The organism is Flavobacteriales bacterium (assembly GCA_026129465.1).
In the GTDB taxonomy this organism is placed as follows: Bacteria; Bacteroidota; Bacteroidia; order Flavobacteriales_F; family PHOS-HE28; genus PHOS-HE28.
The window spans coordinates 351,616-369,325 of sequence record JAHCIA010000001.1 but is presented as its reverse complement, the minus strand read 5'-3'; the positions used below and the strand labels follow the sequence as shown (position 1 = coordinate 369,325).

18 protein-coding genes are annotated in these 17,710 nt (G+C 64.1%); 11 read left to right on the top strand and 7 right to left on the bottom strand.

Translation table 11 applies throughout. From position 1 onward, the window contains the following. Nucleotides 1-4 precede the first annotated feature (4 nt). From KIT10_01455 to KIT10_01445, 3 genes are all read left to right on the top strand, one after another. Nucleotides 5-316, top strand: coding sequence for a hypothetical protein (locus KIT10_01455; protein MCW5897908.1), 312 nt, complete (start codon nt 5-7; stop codon nt 314-316). A 38-nt stretch (nt 317-354) separates the two neighbouring features. Next, nucleotides 355-927: a hypothetical protein gene (locus KIT10_01450; GenBank protein MCW5897907.1), complete on the top strand. Its 573-nt coding sequence runs from the start codon at nt 355-357 to the stop codon at nt 925-927. Nucleotides 928-1,004: 77 nt separating this feature from the next. Next, on the top strand, nt 1,005-1,559 hold the full coding sequence (locus KIT10_01445) for an ATP-dependent Clp protease proteolytic subunit (protein MCW5897906.1): 555 nt from the start codon (nt 1,005-1,007) through the stop codon (nt 1,557-1,559). Here KIT10_01445 and KIT10_01440 read toward each other — a convergent pair. Together KIT10_01440 and KIT10_01435 are read right to left on the bottom strand one after the other, a co-directional pair. Beyond that, entirely contained in the window at nt 1,520-1,915 is a 396-nt protein-coding gene (locus KIT10_01440; protein MCW5897905.1) for a MerC domain-containing protein, read from the bottom strand. The genes KIT10_01445 and KIT10_01440 overlap by 40 nt on opposite strands. Nucleotides 1,916-1,941: 26 nt before the next feature. Then, nucleotides 1,942-2,520, bottom strand: coding sequence for a type 1 periplasmic binding fold superfamily protein (locus KIT10_01435; protein MCW5897904.1), 579 nt, complete (start codon nt 2,518-2,520; stop codon nt 1,942-1,944). Between the two features lie 117 nt (nt 2,521-2,637). Between KIT10_01435 and KIT10_01430 the strand changes: the two genes are divergently transcribed. Continuing rightward, entirely contained in the window at nt 2,638-3,048 is a 411-nt protein-coding gene (locus KIT10_01430; protein ID MCW5897903.1) for a transcriptional repressor, read from the top strand. Nucleotides 3,049-3,054: 6 nt separating this feature from the next. Here KIT10_01430 and KIT10_01425 read toward each other — a convergent pair whose 3' ends face one another. The 4 genes from KIT10_01425 to KIT10_01410 form a co-directional block, all read right to left on the bottom strand. Beyond that, nucleotides 3,055-4,587: a hypothetical protein gene (locus tag KIT10_01425; protein MCW5897902.1), complete on the bottom strand. Its 1,533-nt coding sequence runs from the start codon at nt 4,585-4,587 to the stop codon at nt 3,055-3,057. Nucleotides 4,588-4,605: 18 nt separating this feature from the next. Beyond that, on the bottom strand, nt 4,606-6,192 hold the full coding sequence (locus tag KIT10_01420) for a T9SS type A sorting domain-containing protein (protein MCW5897901.1): 1,587 nt from the start codon (nt 6,190-6,192) through the stop codon (nt 4,606-4,608). Between the two features lie 20 nt (nt 6,193-6,212). Continuing rightward, nucleotides 6,213-8,366: a hypothetical protein gene (locus tag KIT10_01415; protein MCW5897900.1), complete on the bottom strand. Its 2,154-nt coding sequence runs from the start codon at nt 8,364-8,366 to the stop codon at nt 6,213-6,215. Between the two features lie 107 nt (nt 8,367-8,473). Then, nucleotides 8,474-9,223, bottom strand: coding sequence for a response regulator transcription factor (locus KIT10_01410; protein MCW5897899.1), 750 nt, complete (start codon nt 9,221-9,223; stop codon nt 8,474-8,476). A 210-nt stretch (nt 9,224-9,433) separates the two neighbouring features. Between KIT10_01410 and KIT10_01405 the strand changes: the two genes are divergently transcribed. The 5 genes from KIT10_01405 to KIT10_01385 all read left to right on the top strand — a co-directional run bounded on the left by KIT10_01405 (nt 9,434) and on the right by KIT10_01385 (nt 12,816). Then, nucleotides 9,434-9,730: a hypothetical protein gene (locus KIT10_01405; protein ID MCW5897898.1), complete on the top strand. Its 297-nt coding sequence runs from the start codon at nt 9,434-9,436 to the stop codon at nt 9,728-9,730. 5 nt (nt 9,731-9,735) lie between these two features. Continuing rightward, complete coding sequence (locus KIT10_01400) at nt 9,736-10,404, top strand: hypothetical protein (GenBank protein MCW5897897.1); 669 nt, start codon at nt 9,736-9,738, stop codon at nt 10,402-10,404. Then, nucleotides 10,401-11,750: a hypothetical protein gene (locus KIT10_01395; GenBank protein ID MCW5897896.1), complete on the top strand. Its 1,350-nt coding sequence runs from the start codon at nt 10,401-10,403 to the stop codon at nt 11,748-11,750. Before KIT10_01400 ends, KIT10_01395 begins: the two co-directional genes overlap by 4 nt. Before the next feature lie 26 nt (nt 11,751-11,776). Next, nucleotides 11,777-12,505 (top strand): hypothetical protein, encoded by a 729-nt coding sequence (locus KIT10_01390; GenBank protein MCW5897895.1) that lies wholly within the window; start codon nt 11,777-11,779, stop codon nt 12,503-12,505. Between the two features lie 152 nt (nt 12,506-12,657). Continuing rightward, the gene (locus tag KIT10_01385) at nt 12,658-12,816 is read left to right on the top strand and encodes a hypothetical protein (GenBank protein MCW5897894.1); all 159 of its coding nucleotides are present in this window, start codon (nt 12,658-12,660) and stop codon (nt 12,814-12,816) included. Between the two features lie 5 nt (nt 12,817-12,821). On the opposite strand, the gene KIT10_01380 is transcribed toward KIT10_01385, so the two are convergent. Further along, entirely contained in the window at nt 12,822-15,932 is a 3,111-nt protein-coding gene (locus KIT10_01380) for a histidine kinase (GenBank protein MCW5897893.1), read from the bottom strand. Between the two features lie 68 nt (nt 15,933-16,000). Here KIT10_01380 and KIT10_01375 point away from each other — a divergent pair, with 68 nt between their 5' ends. Beyond that, nucleotides 16,001-16,168, top strand: a complete 168-nt coding sequence (locus KIT10_01375) for a DUF2256 domain-containing protein (protein MCW5897892.1) — start codon at nt 16,001-16,003, stop codon at nt 16,166-16,168. Beyond that, nucleotides 16,123-17,700, top strand: a complete 1,578-nt coding sequence (locus KIT10_01370) for a cryptochrome/photolyase family protein (protein ID MCW5897891.1) — start codon at nt 16,123-16,125, stop codon at nt 17,698-17,700. The genes KIT10_01375 and KIT10_01370 overlap by 46 nt, the downstream gene beginning before the upstream one ends. Nucleotides 17,701-17,710 lie beyond the last annotated feature (10 nt).

Sequence of the window (17,710 nt, the reverse complement as noted above, 5' to 3'; positions counted from 1 at the left end):
CGCCATGATCCGCATCTCCTTCCTCACCCTCACCGAAGCCGACGCCGTGGAGCTTGCAGGCGTGTTGCACGAGCATGGACTGTTGATGTTCGATACCATTGAGGAGCATGTGGACCTGGTGTGGGTCAGCGGCCATTTGGAACGGCGGTCTCTCACCCACTTGATCGGCTTCACCAAGGCCCTGCTCCACAGTACGGTGGAGCGCACGGCCATGGAGCTTTTGGGCGAAAGGTTGGTGCGTGTCTGGGCGCAACCGGTCACCGCGCTTGACCCGAAGAGCACCAAGGAGCTGATGGAGCGCATGGCCAAGGTCTGACGGCGAACGGTGCGGCCCTCCGCGTTGTTCCTTGCGCGATGGACCAACACATCGGCATCGACTTCGGCGCGCGCACGGCGGGCAGCACCGTGGTCTGCTGGCGCGAACGGGGACTCTTCCGCTTCAGCCGTTGCGCCAAGGGCGAGGATGCCGATGGCTGGCTCGACGATGAAGTGCGCCTGCGCGCTCCGACAGCGATCTACATCGATGCGCCGCTGAGTCTGCCGGGCGCTTACTACGGCAAGGGGCAGGACCACTTCTTCCGCCGTGCCGACCGTCTGGCCGGTGGCATGAGTCCCATGTTCCTTGGCGGCCTTACCGCGCGCGCCATTCGCCTGGCGCAGCGCTGGCGTGCGCGCGGCATTGAGGTGCATGAGGTGTATCCCGCAGCCCTCATCCGGCAGGAATGGGACTATCTGAGGATACCGGCGGGACGTGCCATACCCCGCCACAAGCTGCGGCTCATGGCCGGTCTCTTCACCCTGCCACCGCCCGAGCCGAAGGACCGCCACGAAGCGGACGCCTGGCTGTGCTGGCTGAGCGGATACCGCCACCAACGGGGCGGTGCTGAGCGCCTCGGGGATGAACACGAGGGGCTGATCCTCGTGTGAGCCGACCGCCGTCCATCACATCCTGGCCGGATCGGATCGCGCCTGAGGACATCTTTCGACACCGATCCGATACCACCATGCAAAACCCCACACTCCAAGACCTCATCGACGGCAGGATCCTGGACGAACGCAAAGTCTTCCTATGGGGGCCGGTGGAGGACCGCTCGGCCCGTCATGTAATCGAAAGGCTGCTCTATCTGGACCTTGTCGCGCCCGGCAAGGAGATCCAACTGCTGATCAACAGTCCCGGCGGCTATGTCACCTCGGGCATGGCCATCCTGGACGCGATGAACAGCCTCCATAGCCCGGTGAGCACCATCTGCACGGGCTACGCCGCCTCCATGGGGTCCATCCTGCTCTCAGCCGGTGTCAAAGGCCGTCGCTTCATCCTGCCGAACGCCAGGGTCATGATCCACCAGCCCAGTGGCGGCGCACATGGCACTTCCGCCGATCTGGAGATCCAGATGAAGGAGATCCTGAAAACGCGTGACCTCGGGGCAAGGATACTGGCGGAGAATTGTGGCCAACCGGTGGAACGCATCCTCAAGGACTTCGACCGGGACCACTGGATGGATGCGCAGGAGAGCGTGGCCTACGGCATCGTGGACGGGCTGCTCGAAAGACTGTCCTGACCCGCTGGCACGGACGGCCCCCCGAACCGATTCAGCAAGTGCCCCAACACCAAGGCGGCCGATGCGAGCAGGCTGGCTATCTCAAAACCGTGATGCAGGTCCTCCAGCATCAACGTGATGCCGAATACCACCCACGCCGACCAGAGGTACCAAGTGAGAACACGCTTCACGGACCTGCGCGTGGCACCATGCACGGCCCATGCCGCCACGGCGATGAAGGCCACCGACACCAGGGGGTGGTGGAGGAAGGCCGCGCCCATGGCCACCAGCAAGGGCATGGCCAGGCAATGCGCCAGGCACAACACCGAATTGGTCATGCCCAGCAGGTCGGCCCGGCGTGATCGGTCGGAGGCCATGGCGGGTAGGTGGATCGTTGTGGACATCACTGGATGATCAGCGGGAAGGTCACCTCCACATCCGTGTCCCCACCTGCATTGGTGATGTCACCAGCACTTGCGCCGGGCGCGTCCTTGTCCGGTTCGTGCCGCAGTACCACCGTCAATGTGCCGGAGCCCGCCGCGCCCATGGTCCAAATGGTCCCGATGCCCACCGGATGCCCATTCGCATCGGCGTCCGCATAGACGAAACTCGCACCGACACCGTCCACGATGTAGAAGAACTGGTGTTCCTCGGCCTCCTGCTCCACCTCGTGCGTGATATCCACCGGTGGGTCCTTGCTCTCATCGAGCAATTGTACATGCACGCTGTAGACCTGGCCCGCTGTGAGCGGCTCCACCTCGATCACGGGCGCGTCGCCTCCGTCGCCATCCAGATCGCGCCAGACGAATTGCCTGTGCTCGGTGCCATCCTGGCTCTCGAAATGGAGGACCACCGTGGTGATCAGCTCCTGTTCATTGGGCGGCGGGTTGTTGCCACCCGGCGTGGGTGGGACCGGATCATCCTTCTTGCACCCGGCCATGATCATGGCCACACCAAGCACCAGCGCGGTGCCAATGTTCATGAGAGGTCCCATCGTATTTCTCCGTTGGAAGGTCGTGGACGTCATTCGCAACCCGGTTGCAAATATGCACACCTTTGATCAAAACGCAACCCGGTGGCGACAATTATCTTCGCGGCCATGGATACCGCCTCCCTCCTGCGTGAGCATGGCCTGCGTGTGACGGACGCCCGCCTGGCGGTGCTGGAGTTGTTGCAAGGCAGTCCCCGGGCCTTGGCCCAGCACGATGTGGAGTCAGCGCTTCCTGGTCTGGCCGATCGTGTGACCTTGTTCCGTGTGCTGCAAGCCTTTGAGGAGGCCGGCCTGGCGCACCGGGTGATGGATGCCGAGGGCGTGGCCTGCTACGCGGCCTGTGCCGACGGGTGTGACACGCATCGCCACCAGGATACCCATGCGCATTTCCGCTGCGTGGGCTGTGGCGCGGTGTATTGCCTGGAACAGGTGACCATGCCCGCGGTGAAGCTTCCGAAAGGCTTCAAGCTCACGGGCAGCCACCTGGACCTGGAGGGCCGCTGCAAGGGTTGCGCGTGAGTCGGACTATCGTCCCAACCAGGCCTTGCGCAGCTTTTGCTGCTCGCCGGTGGCTTTGGGATCCGACCGGTATCCTCCATTCGTGGCATCCCGGACGATACCAGCACGGGCCAGTTGCTTCGCCACATCGAGCTTCACCGGACGATCCAAGTGGTCTCGCAGGAAGCCTTCGATGGAGGGGAGGCCGCTCACGCGCGCCAGCTCCGCGAAGAGCGCATCATCCTTGAAAGGCTTGTCCGGCCCATAGACGCGCGCCATGTCGGTGCAGAGGTCCACCGCGCCATACCGGCCTTTGCTCAGCGCGCGCAGTTCTATGTCGAGCAGCATGCAGAACAGGGCGCCTTTCTGGTAGAAATTCGGGTAGGCATCCTGCCTGGTCACGGCATCACGGCTCAGAAGGGTGAGCGCCTCATCGTCGGGGAACCCGCTCATCTTCTTCGTCTTCTCCTCCAGTGTGGCCAGGAATTCCTGCACCGTGGCCCTCCCCTGCTTCACCGGCATGTGCATGGCGAAGTATTCGGTCATGCCCTCGTAGAGCCAGAGGTGCGAACCCACCTGGGGATCGGACCAGTCGTAGTGCGCGATCTCCTCGCCGTGCAGGTGGATCGGCAGCAAGGTGTGGAAGACCTCGTGGCTGATGATATCACTGACCACACCACCGAGCATTTCGGCTTCCAAGGGCAGGCAGAGCAGGATGAGCGTGCTGGACGCGTGTTCAAGGCCATCCGCCTGGTAGTTGCCCTCCTCCCTGTTGGGATGGTGGTAGATGAGCAGGGTGTAACGCTCCAGGGGCAGGGCACGGAGGTAGGCGAACTGGTCGCGCAGCAACGGCTTGGCCTGCTCGGATATCATGCGCGCGATGGGCTGCCCCGTGGTGCTGTGGCAGGCCACGAGCACCTTGGTGTTCCCGATGAGCAGATGCACGGTATCCGGATCGGCGATCAGCATGGGGTTGTCCACCAAGTGCCGGTAGTCGCGCGCGGTGAGGACCGTTGAACCCGGAGCCTTGGCGGTGCTGGTGAGCCCTGTGGCCGGAAAGTGGGTCGGTGCGTGGGTCATGCGGACCTCGACCGGCCGCCGCTCCTCTCCCACCACATAGCCGAACAGGGCATTGTGGTTGATCACCTGCGCGTCGCGCTTCACGGTGCCCTCGCTGCTGCGGTAGCTGCCATACTGGTACAGGGGGGCGAATTCCTCCCAGCCGTCGTCCACCGCATAGGTGAGCGTACGCAATGCCCGTCCTTCTTCGATGACATAGGTGTTCACATCCACCTTGCGCACGGCCATGGGATAGCCCTCCTCATCGAAAGCGGACACCGCATGCACCAGACGGCCATGTTCCATGGCGCCGTAGATGCCGGGCACCATGCGGGGGAATGCGAAGGTCACCACCTCCCGGTCGAGGGCGGGAAGGTCCACCCGGATGCTGAGCTGGTCGTTGCGCTGGTCCGTGAGGTCCACCGTGTAGATGATGGGATCCTGGGCCTGCGACACGGACAAGAGCAGGGATGCCGTGAGGGTGTGGAGGAGGCTTTTCATCTTCTTGTGATGTATCGTTCAACGCGAGACCACCAGCCGAGCGAAGCTATCCATGCTTCCATCGCCGGGTTGAAAACGTAGCATGTAGGTGCCAGGGGCCAGGTGGGAAACATTTATGCGCTCCACGCTGGATACGCCAGTGACCAATTGTGTGATGACACTTCGACCGCTGCCATCGAACACGTGCAGCGCGCCTTCCACCGCGAAGGGCAGATCCACCAGTACCGCATCGGTCGCGGGGTTCGGATAGAGCAGGAATCCGCCGGGGAGGCCCATGCCCTGCACGGCCACCACGGGGCTGGGCTGTTGCCCGCCGTCGAGATCCAACTGCTTCAGCATGTAGTAGCTCACGTGGCCAGTGGGGTTGTCATCGATCCAAGTGTAATGCCTGGGTGACGTACTGATGCCCACGGCGTCCACCCAGCCAAGTTTCGTGAAGTCCTCCTCGCCCTCGATCATGCGCCACACCTCGAAGCCATCGCAGAACTGCTCCGAAGCGGTGCTCCAATCCAGGTGCACCGTCCGTCTGTCGCGGCGCTCGCCCTCGAAGCGCAATAGTGTTACCGGCAAGGGCGAACCCATGGAGGAAGCCGTCCAGATGGAGTTGCGCAACACGGCACCCGTGGTGATGAGGCGGTCGTCCGTGGGGATGACCAGCGAAGGTGGGAAATGCCACTGGCCGTCAAAATGGTCCTGCAGCATGAGGCCATCTTCGGTCATCATGTTGGTACCGCTGTTCCATTCGCTGTCGCGATAGGTGAAGGAGAGATCGGCCATGGGCGGCTGTGTGAAGCCACCGGTCTCCATCACCCACCAGCGGTCCAGGGTGAAGGGTGCGTTCTCCGGGCCGGTCATGCTCATCAGTTCGGTGAGACCATCCGGCAGGGGCCGGTTGTTGGGCCAGGGCATGGGGTCCGTGGGATAGGTGGCCATGGCCAGCCATCCGGTCAGCCCCGCACCGGGATCGGTGACGGTGACCATGAAGGGCAGATCGTGCCCGGTGACCGCGTTGCCGAAGGGCATCACGTAGGCGCTGCCTGTCGTTGCCTGTCCGATGTTCCAACGCACCGTGCCATAGCCGATGGTGGGATCGGTCTCGCTGATGAGCTGCCCCGTGGTGCGCTGTATGGCCAAGGGTGAAGGGTTGCGCACTGTGGCCGAGCGCGACGAGAGGTGCAAGCGGCGATCGTTCAGGTGAAGCACGCCCGTGGGTGCCGCAACGGCCCCACCCACCTCGATATGGTTGTTCAGTGACTTGTCGCCTATGCCCGCCAGCACCAGGTTGTTGAACACGGGAATGCCCGATCCTCCGATCGTCTGCCAGTTGCCGTTGAGCACCACGGTGCCCTGGCTGTTGCCGAAACAATTCCCTGTGCCGTTGTGGAACAGGTCGCGGTCCAGATGGATCGTGCCGTTGTTGCGCAACTCGGCCGCCGCCTGGGTAATGAGGTCACCGCTCAGGTGGACCTCGGTGCCCGGCGTGATCGTGACCAGGGCATCCTTCACGAACAAGGATTGCGCATGGAGCGCTGTTGTGCCCAGCACAAGGGCCAGCCAGGGACCGAAGTGGCGCAGCATCCGAAGCAGGGTGATGAGTGTCTCCATCGTGGTATGTGTTCGGGGTATCACTCCTCGTAAGTGACCAGGATGCGGACCGCACGCGCACCGGCCAGGTTGGAACCGGTCGTCGGCAGTGAAAGTCGTATCGTGGGTCCGTCCACATAGCAGTCGAACTGGTAGCCGTTCACCGTATTGCCATTGGGATACACGAGGTTGGTGGCCACCAGCATGGCCTGAACCCCCAGGATCTTGGAGGGGTCCAATCCGTGAACGATGGACGTGGTGGAGGAAGATGTTGCCGGTGTTGTGCCGGTGTACTTCCGCATGCGCACCGCCGGTGCATCGCTGCCCAGCTTGGTGTAGCCGTTCACCTCCAGCTTGGTGGTGGGGTTGTTGGTGCCCACACCCACGTTGCCGTTGCCGCGCACGGTGAGCAGGTTTCCGGTGACACTGTGGTACACGTTGAAGTTGGCCGTCGCATCGGTGGCGTGGGCCAGCGCGGTGAGTTCCCAGAACTTGGGCGTGGTGGTGTTGCGCATGCCCAGGCGCGCATGGTCCAGTTCGGTCTCTGTGATGATCACCTGGCCACTTCCAGCGCCGGAGTTGCTGGCCACTTCCATGTGTCCAGCGGGTGTTGCGGTACCCACACCCACGCGGCCATTGGCCAGGATGCGCATGCGCTCCGTACTGTTGGTGATGAAGGTGAGGGGGTTGTTCGTGAATGTGCCGTGCAACAGGGAGTTGGGGGCTATGGTGTTACCGTTGTTGCTCCAGCCCGTTACGCCACCAAGGGAACCGCCCGATCCGTAGTAGTTCACCCCGCCCACCGCGTTGTCGTTCAAGTTGCGCAGGCCCAGGGTGGCGTTGTCCGTGGTGCGCACCACGTGCAGCCCGTGCACCGGGTTCACCGTGCCGATCCCCAGGTTGCCATTGCCGCGCAGGCTCATCAGGTTCACGCCGGAACTGTGGAAGAAATTGAGCGCCATGATGTCGTCGTTCTCATGGGGCAGCCCCGCGATCTGCCAGAACTTGGCCGTCTGATCATTGTTGAAGGCGATGCGCCCAAAGTCGTCACCGACCTCCGACAGGCGCAATTGCGGCTGTGCGATGGTGGAATTCATGGTGATGTCCATCCGGGCAGTGGGGTTCTGTGTGCCTACCCCCACATTACCATTGGGCTGGATCCGCATGCGCTCCACATCCACCGTGGTGAACACGAAGGGATGGTTGCTCGTGGTGCCGGCATAACCCACGGCGGCCAGTACCGGCGCCCCACCATTGCCGAAACCGAAGTGTGCGCGACCCGTGCCGCCCGCGCTCTCCATGTGCATGCCCGACCAACCCGCGTTGTTCACGTTGCGTATGCGCATGCTTGGTCCTGCGATATCGTCCCACAGGTCCAATTTGTAAGCGGGGTTGTTGGTGCCGATGCCCACCATGCCGTTGGCGGCGATGCGCATGCGCTCATTGCCGCTGGTGATGAACGCGGCGGGGCTGGCCGTCAAGGTCCCATGCAGCAGGCTTCCCGGCGCGATGGTGTACCCCCCATTGGACCATCCGGTGACACCCGCCAGCGTACCGCCCGAACCATAATAGTTCACGCCACCGACGGCATTGTTGTTCAGGTTGCGCAGGCCCAGCGTGGCGTTCTCCACAGCACGGACCACATGCAGGCCATGGACCGGTGTGGTGGTGCCGATGCCCACATTGCCCGTCTCTCCCACGCGCATGCGTTCCGCATTGGCGGTGCGGAACACCACCGGCTGTGCGTCCGTGGTGCCCACGAAGTCGTTGGCGGGATCGGTGCCCGTATTCCCTTCCAAGGCCCAGCCAGCAGAAGCCGGAGTCCCCGCTGGATCCAGGAAGATCCATTGTGCCCCATCATAGTAGTGGAAGCCCTCCTGCCCGTCGGTCTGGTACACCAGCATGCCCTTGGCGGTGGCATCGGGCGCGGGGAAGATGGCCGTGCGTTGCGCCACCGTCATGCGGGGCACCAACACGCCCTTGTCCGAACTGGCCATGTCCAACAGGGCCTTGTCGTGAGGCGTGGGGGTGTTGATGCCCACGTTCTGGCCAAAAGCCGCGCCGCTGCTGAGCAGAACCAGCACGATGGCGATTGCGATGCACAGCAGCAGGTCCAACAGGCCACTGCGCAACAGGCGATGCTTCAACGTACCGCGTTTGTTGCGGTGGATACGGGTGGTGTGTTGGTGGTTCATGGGGGTCCGTTCGTTTCGATGGCGAAACTGCTTCGGTCCCCCCCCCGTGGTAAAGCCGCTTCCAGCAAGTGGAAGGGCACATCAGCAAGTGGTCGTGGCGGGCCAGTTCAGCCCCGGCCCAGGCGCGCCATCAGCTCGTCCTTCTTGCGGCGGCTCACGTCCAGCGTCTTTCCGCCGGCCATCACCACCTGGCCGCCCGCGCCCTTGATGTAGCGCTCCAGGTGCTTCACATTGATCATGTGCGAATGGTGGATGCGCGCGAAGCCCGAGCCGCTGAGCATCTCCTCGAAATCCTTCAGCGTACGCGTGGCCACCAGTTCCTTGCCGCCCAGCAGGTGCAGCACGGTGTAGTAGTTGATGGCCTCGCACCACACGATGTCGTCCACCTTCACCATCACGAACCCATCCTTGCCGGGTACGCTGAGGCTGCCAGGCGCCATGCCGGGGCGCGTGTTCTCCATCAACTGCTCCACACGTTGCTCGGAACCTGCGGTGCCGCGCTTCTCCAGCGTGCGTGTGATGGCCTCCTTCAGTTGGTCGATGTCGATGGGCTTGAGCAGGTAGTCGATGGCGGCGAACTTGATGGCCTTGATGGCGTAGTGGTCGTAGGCCGTGGTGAAGATCACCTCGTGCCGGCCGCGGCCCGCCTCGCGCAGCACGTCGAAGCCGGTCATGCGCGGCATCTCCACGTCCAGGAAGAGCAGGTCGGGCTGGTGCTGGCGGATGGCCTCCACGCCCTCCTCGCCATCCTTGCAGATGCCGATCACATTCACCGTATCGGCGCAGTAGCGCTCCAGCAGAAAGGCCAGCTTCTCTCGGGCGTTGGCCTCGTCGTCGATGATCAGGGCATTGAGCATGGATCCGTTGGTTCTTGTCTCCGTTCATCTGCACCCCAAAACAAGGGCATGGAAGTCCACCTTCCGTCAGGTCGTCCAGCAGGTCCCAGCCAATGGGCGATCCTGACAGCAAGTGGTCATGGTGATCCGTTGGGTGGAGGTTTTCCGAGATACCGCGTTCCCCTTGCTCTGTGCTCGGGCCGGAACACCCCCTTCTATGCTTGCACCGCGATGCGCACACTCTTCCTCATTCTGCTAGGTCTGCACGGACTGTCCACGGCCATGCTCGCCATGGGCCTTGTGAACGCACTGTTCACCGCTGCGGGCCTGGTGGCCGGGTCGCGCAACACCGCGAAGGAATGGGGCCTGGCCATCGGTGCAATGGTCCTCTTCGCCGGGATCGGTCTGTGGGCCTGGCGGCTGTCAGAGCAGGCACGGACCACTTCGGCCACGGTGGTCCTTGTTGTCTTCTGGGCCGCGATCTTCGCACTTGTGTTCTTCGCCGCCACCCACGCCCGCTGGAACTGAACACCATGAGCGAAGAGCGCCACACTGGCCCCGAAGGTGTCTTCGCGGAAGCGATGCGGGCCGCATTGGCCACGCTGGACAACGCGCGCGAAGAACTGGCCCGCGAGCAACAGGCCACCATCGCCGAACGTGATGCCCTGCGCGAACTGCGCCAGCAGGCCGAGCGCGAAGGGGAGCGCCTGGCGCAGGCCTGGTTCGATGAGCGAAGGGCACAATTCACCCGCCATGCACGGTACGAAGCGATCCTGTCGCTGGCCATGAAGCACCTCGCGGCCGGCCAGCGGGAGGATGAAGTGGCCCGCTGGCTCGATGCCGACGCGAACCTGATGGCGCATGCCGCGAAGCTGGTGCAGCGCCGCGCCGATGACCGGAAACCTTTGCCCGCACCTCACCACGCCACGCTGAGCTACACCAGCCAGGGCCGTGGCGGCACCGTGCACTACCGTGACGACCGCACGTCCTTCAGCCTGTGGTGGGAGTTCGCCGTGGAACCCGCGGTGGCCATCATCGGTGTGCCGAACAGGGCCGCTTGGGAGAACACCACCGGACTGCCCGTGGAGGAGCGCGACGCCACCCTGGGATGGATCGCCCACCGGGCCCTGCTGGACCAGGTACCCGGCGGTGGCTTGTACCGCGTGGCGGAAGACCACATCACCCTGTATGGTGGAACATGATCAAGATCATCGAACAGAACCCCATGCTGGGCGTGATGGGTGCCCTGGTACTGGGCGGCCTGCTCGTCTGCTCATTGCTCGGCCTCTTCATGTCACGCGGCGGCGCATCGCTCCGGCCCATCATCTTCTTCGCCATCGCCTTCGGGCTGGTGGTGCTTCCACAGTTCGTGGCGCACCTGACCATGGCCGTGAAACCTGGCAGTGTGGCGGAAGCGGGCGCCATCCAGCCCGATGCCGCCGCACTGCTGGGCCTCCCCTCCTTCAGCATCACCGTGAAGGACGGCCTGGTCGCCGAGCCCGAGCAGGTCTTCGGGCCCTCCATGCCGGGTTCCTCCTTCGAGGACAGCCGCGCGCTCTTCGCCAGCCGAATGCCCGGGCTCCTTGCTGCGAACACGGCATCGCTGCCCACCGGCGAGACCATCACCGCGCTGGTCTTCGGCGATGCGCAACAGACCACCGACGGCCTGCTCGCCTACCTGGGCCTCTATGAGGTGGCGGTGGAACTGGACCGCGGCGGTGCCGAAGTGAAGGGAAAACGTGGTTTGGGCCAAGACCGCATGCACCTGCTGCGCAGCGGCAACGCCGTGCTCATCGTCACCGCGCTCACCGAGCCCATGCTCGAAGCCCGTGTGGCGGCGATCCCCATCCTCCGCAGGCCTGAAAGCGTCGCCTCACCAGCGGCCATGGCGAGCGCGGGAACACCCTTGATCCCCGCCATGCAGCCCTTGAAGCGCCTCTTCCAACCCGTCTGGATCCAAGTGATCTCGGTGCTGCTGCTGGTGCTGCTGTTCTCCATCTGGTTCTTCAAGGGCGCGATCTGGGCGAGCTCGGTGCCGGCGGAGCCGGGTGCCGCGCCCATCGCGGAGAGCGGCTTGCGCGAACGTGTCCTCGCCGTGAACGGCGCCAGCGTACCGATGACCGTGGAGGAGTTGAACGACGGGCGTATCGCCATCACGTGGAACTATGCCGACGCCCGCTGGACCGACCTGCTGAACACGCACCGCATGCGGCGCACCCACCGCTTGGTACTGCGCTTCGATGCCGGGGACAAGGCCGTACGTGTCACCGAGCAGTGGTCGCTGTTCGATACCAGCGTCGGCATGGACGGTGCCCGCCTGAAGTGGAGCACCGCCTTGGGCATCACCTTCTTCCAAGTGGACCACCGCAAGGTCTACGGGCTGCAGTTCGGCCCTGACGGACGGCCCACGGGCGACCTCAGCTACACCTACCGCTTCAACCTGCAGGAACTGAAGGCGCCTTTCATCGCGGCTGTCACCCAGGCCGGATGGACGTGGAAGCCCGTGCTCATCGATGTACCGCCCGCCCTACGCTGGGCCGTGGAATGAACGCCTGACCCAACACCCAGATGAAAATGTCCTGGTCCATCGCCTTCACCGTCGCCTTCGCCAACGCCCTGCTCGCCTTCGTGATCACGGTAGTGGTGGGGCTCGGCCTCATGCACCTGCTGAACATCCACGATCGTGATGGTGGCGGCAGCATGGGCGTGTTCTTCGTGTTCGGCCCCTTCGCCGCGGCGGTGGGCTTCGTGTGGGGCCTCATCGCCACGGGCATCCTGGGCACCAACGCATGGCCCCAGTTCTGGCGTGCCTTCACGCTGGCCCAGCTCCTGCCCAACGCGCTGGTGCTCCTCTTCTTCGGCTTCAAAATGCTCACGCGGCCCGTGGCGCCCACGATCGACGGCCATGCGCTGGAACTCGAAGCCGAGGTCTTCGTGCCCGAGGGCCTTTACCCGGAGGAAGCCCTGCGCCACGAGTACGTCAAAGCCTCGCTCTACGCGGGAGACAACGACAACGCCTACATCACCGTGGACCGTGAACGCATCGCCCTGCGCGATGGCCAATGGGTGATCCCCCTGCGCGGCCGCCTCAACACCGTGGCGTCCTTCCGCATGCTCACCTTCATCCCGTACGACCGGGCATCGATCACCCTGGACATGGTGCTTCCCGCAAGGCCCATGGAAGCCAACACCGCTTGGAGCGAGCCCTACTCAATGCGCAAGGGCATCCGCCCCGATGGCACCTACGAACCAAGCGGCGCCACGGTGCGCTACCGGGTGGTGAAACTGCCCAAGGTCCCTTGACCGCGAACAACCCCAACACGTGCAGAACCACCCCGGCATCTTGGATCCGCGCGTCGGCCATAGCACACCAGAAACCCTGACCCCATGACCACCACACCCCTCATCACCGCGCCCGAGAGCGCGAGCGGCTCGATCCGCGCGCGGTACATGTGGTGCTCTCCCGGCACTACTACCAGCCCTACGCGCTGGACGATGCCCGGGAGATCGGCGCTTTCCTCGACGACTGTGCCTTCTGGGAGAAGGAACTCCTCGCGGGCCGCATCGTGGACAGCGTGATCCGTCCCTTGGACCTCACCATGGACGGGCGCTGAAGGGATCAGGCCTCCTGCTCTTCCATCCACACCCCTTCGCGCAGCGCCTCCAAAGGCAAGGTGATCGTGACCCGTGTACCGAGGGCCTTGCCCTCGCGGTCCGTGAGATCGTCGATCGCCACGCTGGCGCCACCGAGCTTCAGCTCCTCCATGAGCCTCATGCGGTCCGCGTTCACCTGCATGGCCTTGCTGCTGTGCACGGTGCTGCGCTGCGCCTTGATTCGCGCGGCCTCGGCGCGGCCCACACCATTGTCCTCCACGGTCACCACCAGGTCGTTGCCCAGTTTGCGGAAGTCCACCCGGATGTGGCCGCGGCCGTGCTTGTGCTGCAAGCCATGCCAGATGGCGTTCTCCACGTAAGGCTGCACCAGCATCGCAGGCAGCTCGGGATCCTCGTTCATCAGCAGGGGATCGGCGGTGACCTCGAAGGTGAAGGGCTCCTCGAAGCGCAGGGCCTCCAGCTCCAGGTAGTAGCGGAGCATCTCCACCTCCTTGTCCAACGGCACGCTCACGCTGTCGCTCTGGTTGAGGATGAGGCGCACGAGCTTGGCGAAGCGGTTCAGGTAGCGCGAGGCCTGCTCCGGCTCGTTCATCAGGATGTACTTGTCGATCGAGTTCATGCAGTTGAACACGAAGTGCGGGTTCATCTGGGCACGCAGGGCGCGGAGCTTGAGGTCGTTCATCGTTCGGGCGACGGATTCCTCCTTGCGCTCACGCGAACGGATCAGGTTCAGCCGCAGCCGGAACAGCAGCACGATGGACGCCGCGATCAGCAGGGCGAAGAGCACACGCGCCCAGAGCCGCTGCCACCAGGGCGGCGCGATGATGAACCGCAAACCACTCTCCTCGCTCCACACGCCGGTATCGGACATGGTGCGGAACCTGAACTCGTACTCTGCGGGATTGAGCCCGGACAGTGAGAACGTCCCAGTGGGGCCTTCCACCCAGGTGGTATCACCCACGCGCCGTGTGGCGTATCGCGTGATGCGCCCCGGCAGATCGAAGGAGGAGAACCGGATGGTGATGCGGTCCTGACCATGCTCCAATCGGATGGGGTCCTCGCCGGACAAAGGTACCCGTTCTCCGTTCACCAGGAGTGACCGCACGACCGGGGCCGGCGGCGGATCGGACCGCACGAAGCGCCCGGGGTCGAAACGCACCAAGGTGTACCCGTCGGCCATGAGCAACTCGCCGGAGGGCAGCCAGGCATGGGCCGGAGGCATGTCATGGTAGGACAGTCCGTGGTCCAGGCGGATCGGCGTGGCGCGGCCGGCCACCGGATCGAAACAGGCGAGCCCCTTGCCGGTGCCCAGCCAAAGTCTTCCGCGACTGTCTGGTACTATGTTCCAACCGGACAGCGAGGGCAGCCCTTCCCGCATGCCGTAGCGCCGCACAGCGCCGGAACCGGGGTCCAGGGAGAACAGCCCGAAGCCCTGGGAGAAGTACCAGATGTTGCCGCGCGCGTCCTCCGCCAAAGCGGTGATGGGTCCTTTGCCGGCACCTCCTTCGGTCCCACCCGTCCGGAGCACCTCGGCGAACGTCCGCTTGGCCGGGTCGTAGCGCACGATACCCCCATAGATATGCCCCAACCAGATGCTGCCATCCGCGGCTTCCAACATACTGTGCATGATGCCCGAGCTGAATCCGCGCGGAGGATCCCAGCCGTGCGGCCATTGCTCGGTGCTGCCGGTGGCAGGGTCATGATGGAACAACCCTTCGGACCAGGAGAAGACCCAAATGCCACCCTGCCGATCCACGTGCACCTTGGAGATCGGGACGCGCGCCGGATCCCGGCCTTTGAGCAGTTCCACCGGCACCGATCTCCGGCTTCGCGGATCGAACGTGTAGAGGCCGTGGCGCGTGCCCAACCAGAACACCCCATCGCCCTTGGACATGGAGAGGACCTTGCTGGCGGCATCGGGACCCGGCAATGACGGCATATGTTCATAGCCACCAGTACCCGGATCGTACCGCACCAGACCGGCCTCCGATGATGTCCAGATCGCGCCCATCTCATCGGTCGCGATGCCGGTGATCGTCATGTCGAAGTAGCTCCCGAAATGGCGTCCGGGGTCGATCACCTGGTACTGGAACGCGGAGGGATCATGCACGGCGATGCCATTGGGTGTGGCCAGCCAGATGAGGCCGCGCTCATCCTCATGGAATTCGTGTATGAAGCCGAAGGGGATGGTGGTGGGGTCGCCCTGGTCGGGCACCAGATCGATGAGGGTGCGCGCCACGGGATCGAACACGCGCGGCAGAAAGTCCCATCCGCTATACCAGAGCCTGCCGGCGGCATCACAGGCCAGCACGCGGGCGCCGGATCGGATGACCGCCTCCGGATGGCCGGGCCAATGTTTCCAACGCTCCAAGCGGCGGCTGGCCACGCGGTAGTGGATGATCTCCTTGCTCAAATGCTCGCTGAGCCACAGGTTGCCATCGCGATCCGTGCACATGGCGCTGATGTGCAGCCCCTCCAGCAAAGGATGCGCTCCGGGGTTCTGCTTCCGATCGTGCAGGACCTCCCGGGCCACATCGTAGTACACCAATCCCCTGTCACGCGTGCTGATCCAGCATCCCGTTCCGCCACTGTCCGCGCGCAACACACTGCCGAAGGGCACGAGCCCATCGGCGTTCCTGGGTGATGGTCGGCTCCACGACGCGTCCCGCGGATCGAACCACCACAGGCCCCCTTCGCTGGTGCACAGTACACGGTCCCCCAGCGGGAGCACATGCATGAACATGTTGTTCCGCACCGGATCGGCACCATTGCTGACGCGCCAACTCTCCATGCGCCAGGTGTGCGGGTCCATGCGCGTCACGCCACCCAGGGTGGCCATCCACAACATGCCCGCGGCATCACTGGCGATCGCCTTGATGGTGGGCGAGGGCAGGCCGTCATCCGGAGAGAAGTTCGTGATGCGGTCCCCGTCATAGCGATCGAGGCCATGGGCGGTACCGATCCAAAGCGCACCGGTCACATCACGATGTAAGGCCAGCACGTCATGGTTCGACAGCCCGTCGCGCTCCTGGATGGAGCGGAACACGGGAGATCGCGCCACGGACCACGGCCCGGTGCCCATCAGCCAAACAACAAGGACCAGACGCCGCCACATCGCTCGCGAAGTTGGGGCTTCGAACGCTTCCCGCACGAACACGCGCTGCCGTTCCGTGTTCCTTCCGCGTGCCCCGCCACCGCCCCCCCTCCCTACGCCCTACGAAGACCTGCGCCACCTGTGGCAGGCCTTTCCACTGGCGCAAGAAATGGGAGCGTGTGTGGGACGAGGTGAAGCACTGCAGCGACCGATGCCGAAACAACAGGAACCAGGTCCGGCCGATCGCCTCCGCCTGATCCTGGGCGATCAGCTCAATGGGGCGCACAGCTGGTTCAAGGAGCCGGACCCGGACGCCCTGTACGTGCTCATGGAAGTGCGGCAGGAGACCGACTACGCGTGGCACCATGTGCAGAAGGTGCTGGGCTTCTTCGGGGCCATGCGGCGCTTTGCGGAACATCTTCGGAAGGACGGACAACGCGTGCTGTACATCAGCCTCGATCCGCGCAACACACAGTCCATCCCGGACAACCTGCAGTGGATCCTGGAGCAGATCGGCGCGCGGACCTTCGGGTACCAGTTGCCCGATGAGTATCGCCTGGACCAGCAGCTGAATGACTTCGCGAAGCGCTGCGGCTGTGCGGTGGAAGTGGCGGACACCGAGCACTTCCTCACCACCCGCGAGGAACTGGGCACACTCTTCAAGGGGAAGAAGCAGTACCTGATGGAGCGCTTCTACCGCGTGATGCGCGAACGCACCGGCCTGCTGATGAATGGTGACCAGCCCATCGGCGGGCAATGGAACTTCGACAAGGAGAACCGGGGCCGCCCACCGAAGTCGCACGTGGCCCCTCCTCCCCTGCTCTTCGACCACGACCTGCGCGGTATCCAGCAGATGGTGGAGGCCCACGGCGTGAAGACGATCGGCACGGTGGACGCGCGGCATTTCCCCTGGCCGCTGGACCGAGCGGAAAGTCTTCAACTGCTCGACCACTTCAGCGAACACCTCCTGCCCTGCTTCGGCACCTACCAGGATGCACTGATGCCCGGTCAGTGGGCTTTGTACCACTCGCGCCTCAGCTTCGCCATGAACGTGAAGTTGATATCGCCACTGGAAGTATGCGAAGCCGCTGAAGCCGCCTGGAGGGCCGATCCCGAGCGCATCACTCTGCCTCAGGTGGAAGGCTTCATCCGGCAGATCATCGGCTGGCGCGAATACATGCGCGGGGCCTACTGGGCGCACATGCCGCAGTACGCCGGAATGAACTTCCTCGGCCACGAACGCCCTTTGCCCGAGTGGTTCTGGACCGGTCGCACGAAGATGGCCTGCCTGCGCGAGGCGATCACCGGCAGCCTCACCAACGCTTACGCGCACCACATCCAGCGGCTGATGGTCACCGGCAACTTCGCGCTGCTGGCGGGCGTGCACCCCGATGAGGTGGACCGCTGGTACCTGGGCATCTACATCGACGCGCTGGAGTGGGTGGAGATCACCAACACGCGCGGCATGAGCCAGTGGGCCGATGGCGGCATCGTGGGCACCAAGCCCTATGTGAGCAGCGGCGCCTACCTGAACAAGATGGGCCACCACTGCGGAAACTGCTATTACGACGTGAACGACCGCACTGGCCCGAAGGCCTGCCCCTTCAACGCGCTATACTGGCACTTCCACGCCCGCAACCGGGAACGCCTGGAAAGCCCTGACGCAAGACCCGGAACGATGATGCGGGTGGGCATGGTGTACCGCACCTGGGAGAAGATGGCACCTGCGGCACGGCAGGCCCTGCTGGACAAAGGAGAACAACTGCTGGCCGATATCGAAACGCTGTAGTCGGCATCCG

Bases quoted from the DNA above. Each gene is read 5' to 3' on its own strand.
- KIT10_01455 (MCW5897908.1), top strand. From the start codon at position 5: ATGATCCGCATCTCCTTCCTCACCCTCACCGAAGCCGACGCCGTGGAG.
- KIT10_01450 (MCW5897907.1), top strand. From the start codon at position 355: ATGGACCAACACATCGGCATCGACTTCGGCGCGCGCACGGCGGGCAGC.
- KIT10_01445 (MCW5897906.1), top strand. From the start codon at position 1,005: ATGCAAAACCCCACACTCCAAGACCTCATCGACGGCAGGATCCTGGAC.
- KIT10_01440 (MCW5897905.1), bottom strand. From the start codon at position 1,915: ATGGCCTCCGACCGATCACGCCGGGCCGACCTGCTGGGCATGACCAAT.
- KIT10_01435 (MCW5897904.1), bottom strand. From the start codon at position 2,520: ATGAACATTGGCACCGCGCTGGTGCTTGGTGTGGCCATGATCATGGCC.
- KIT10_01430 (MCW5897903.1), top strand. From the start codon at position 2,638: ATGGATACCGCCTCCCTCCTGCGTGAGCATGGCCTGCGTGTGACGGAC.
- KIT10_01425 (MCW5897902.1), bottom strand. From the start codon at position 4,587: ATGAAAAGCCTCCTCCACACCCTCACGGCATCCCTGCTCTTGTCCGTG.
- KIT10_01420 (MCW5897901.1), bottom strand. From the start codon at position 6,192: ATGGAGACACTCATCACCCTGCTTCGGATGCTGCGCCACTTCGGTCCC.
- KIT10_01415 (MCW5897900.1), bottom strand. From the start codon at position 8,366: ATGAACCACCAACACACCACCCGTATCCACCGCAACAAACGCGGTACG.
- KIT10_01410 (MCW5897899.1), bottom strand. From the start codon at position 9,223: ATGCTCAATGCCCTGATCATCGACGACGAGGCCAACGCCCGAGAGAAG.
- KIT10_01405 (MCW5897898.1), top strand. From the start codon at position 9,434: ATGCGCACACTCTTCCTCATTCTGCTAGGTCTGCACGGACTGTCCACG.
- KIT10_01400 (MCW5897897.1), top strand. From the start codon at position 9,736: ATGAGCGAAGAGCGCCACACTGGCCCCGAAGGTGTCTTCGCGGAAGCG.
- KIT10_01395 (MCW5897896.1), top strand. From the start codon at position 10,401: ATGATCAAGATCATCGAACAGAACCCCATGCTGGGCGTGATGGGTGCC.
- KIT10_01390 (MCW5897895.1), top strand. From the start codon at position 11,777: ATGTCCTGGTCCATCGCCTTCACCGTCGCCTTCGCCAACGCCCTGCTC.
- KIT10_01380 (MCW5897893.1), bottom strand. From the start codon at position 15,932: ATGTGGCGGCGTCTGGTCCTTGTTGTTTGGCTGATGGGCACCGGGCCG.
- KIT10_01370 (MCW5897891.1), top strand. From the start codon at position 16,123: ATGCCGAAACAACAGGAACCAGGTCCGGCCGATCGCCTCCGCCTGATC.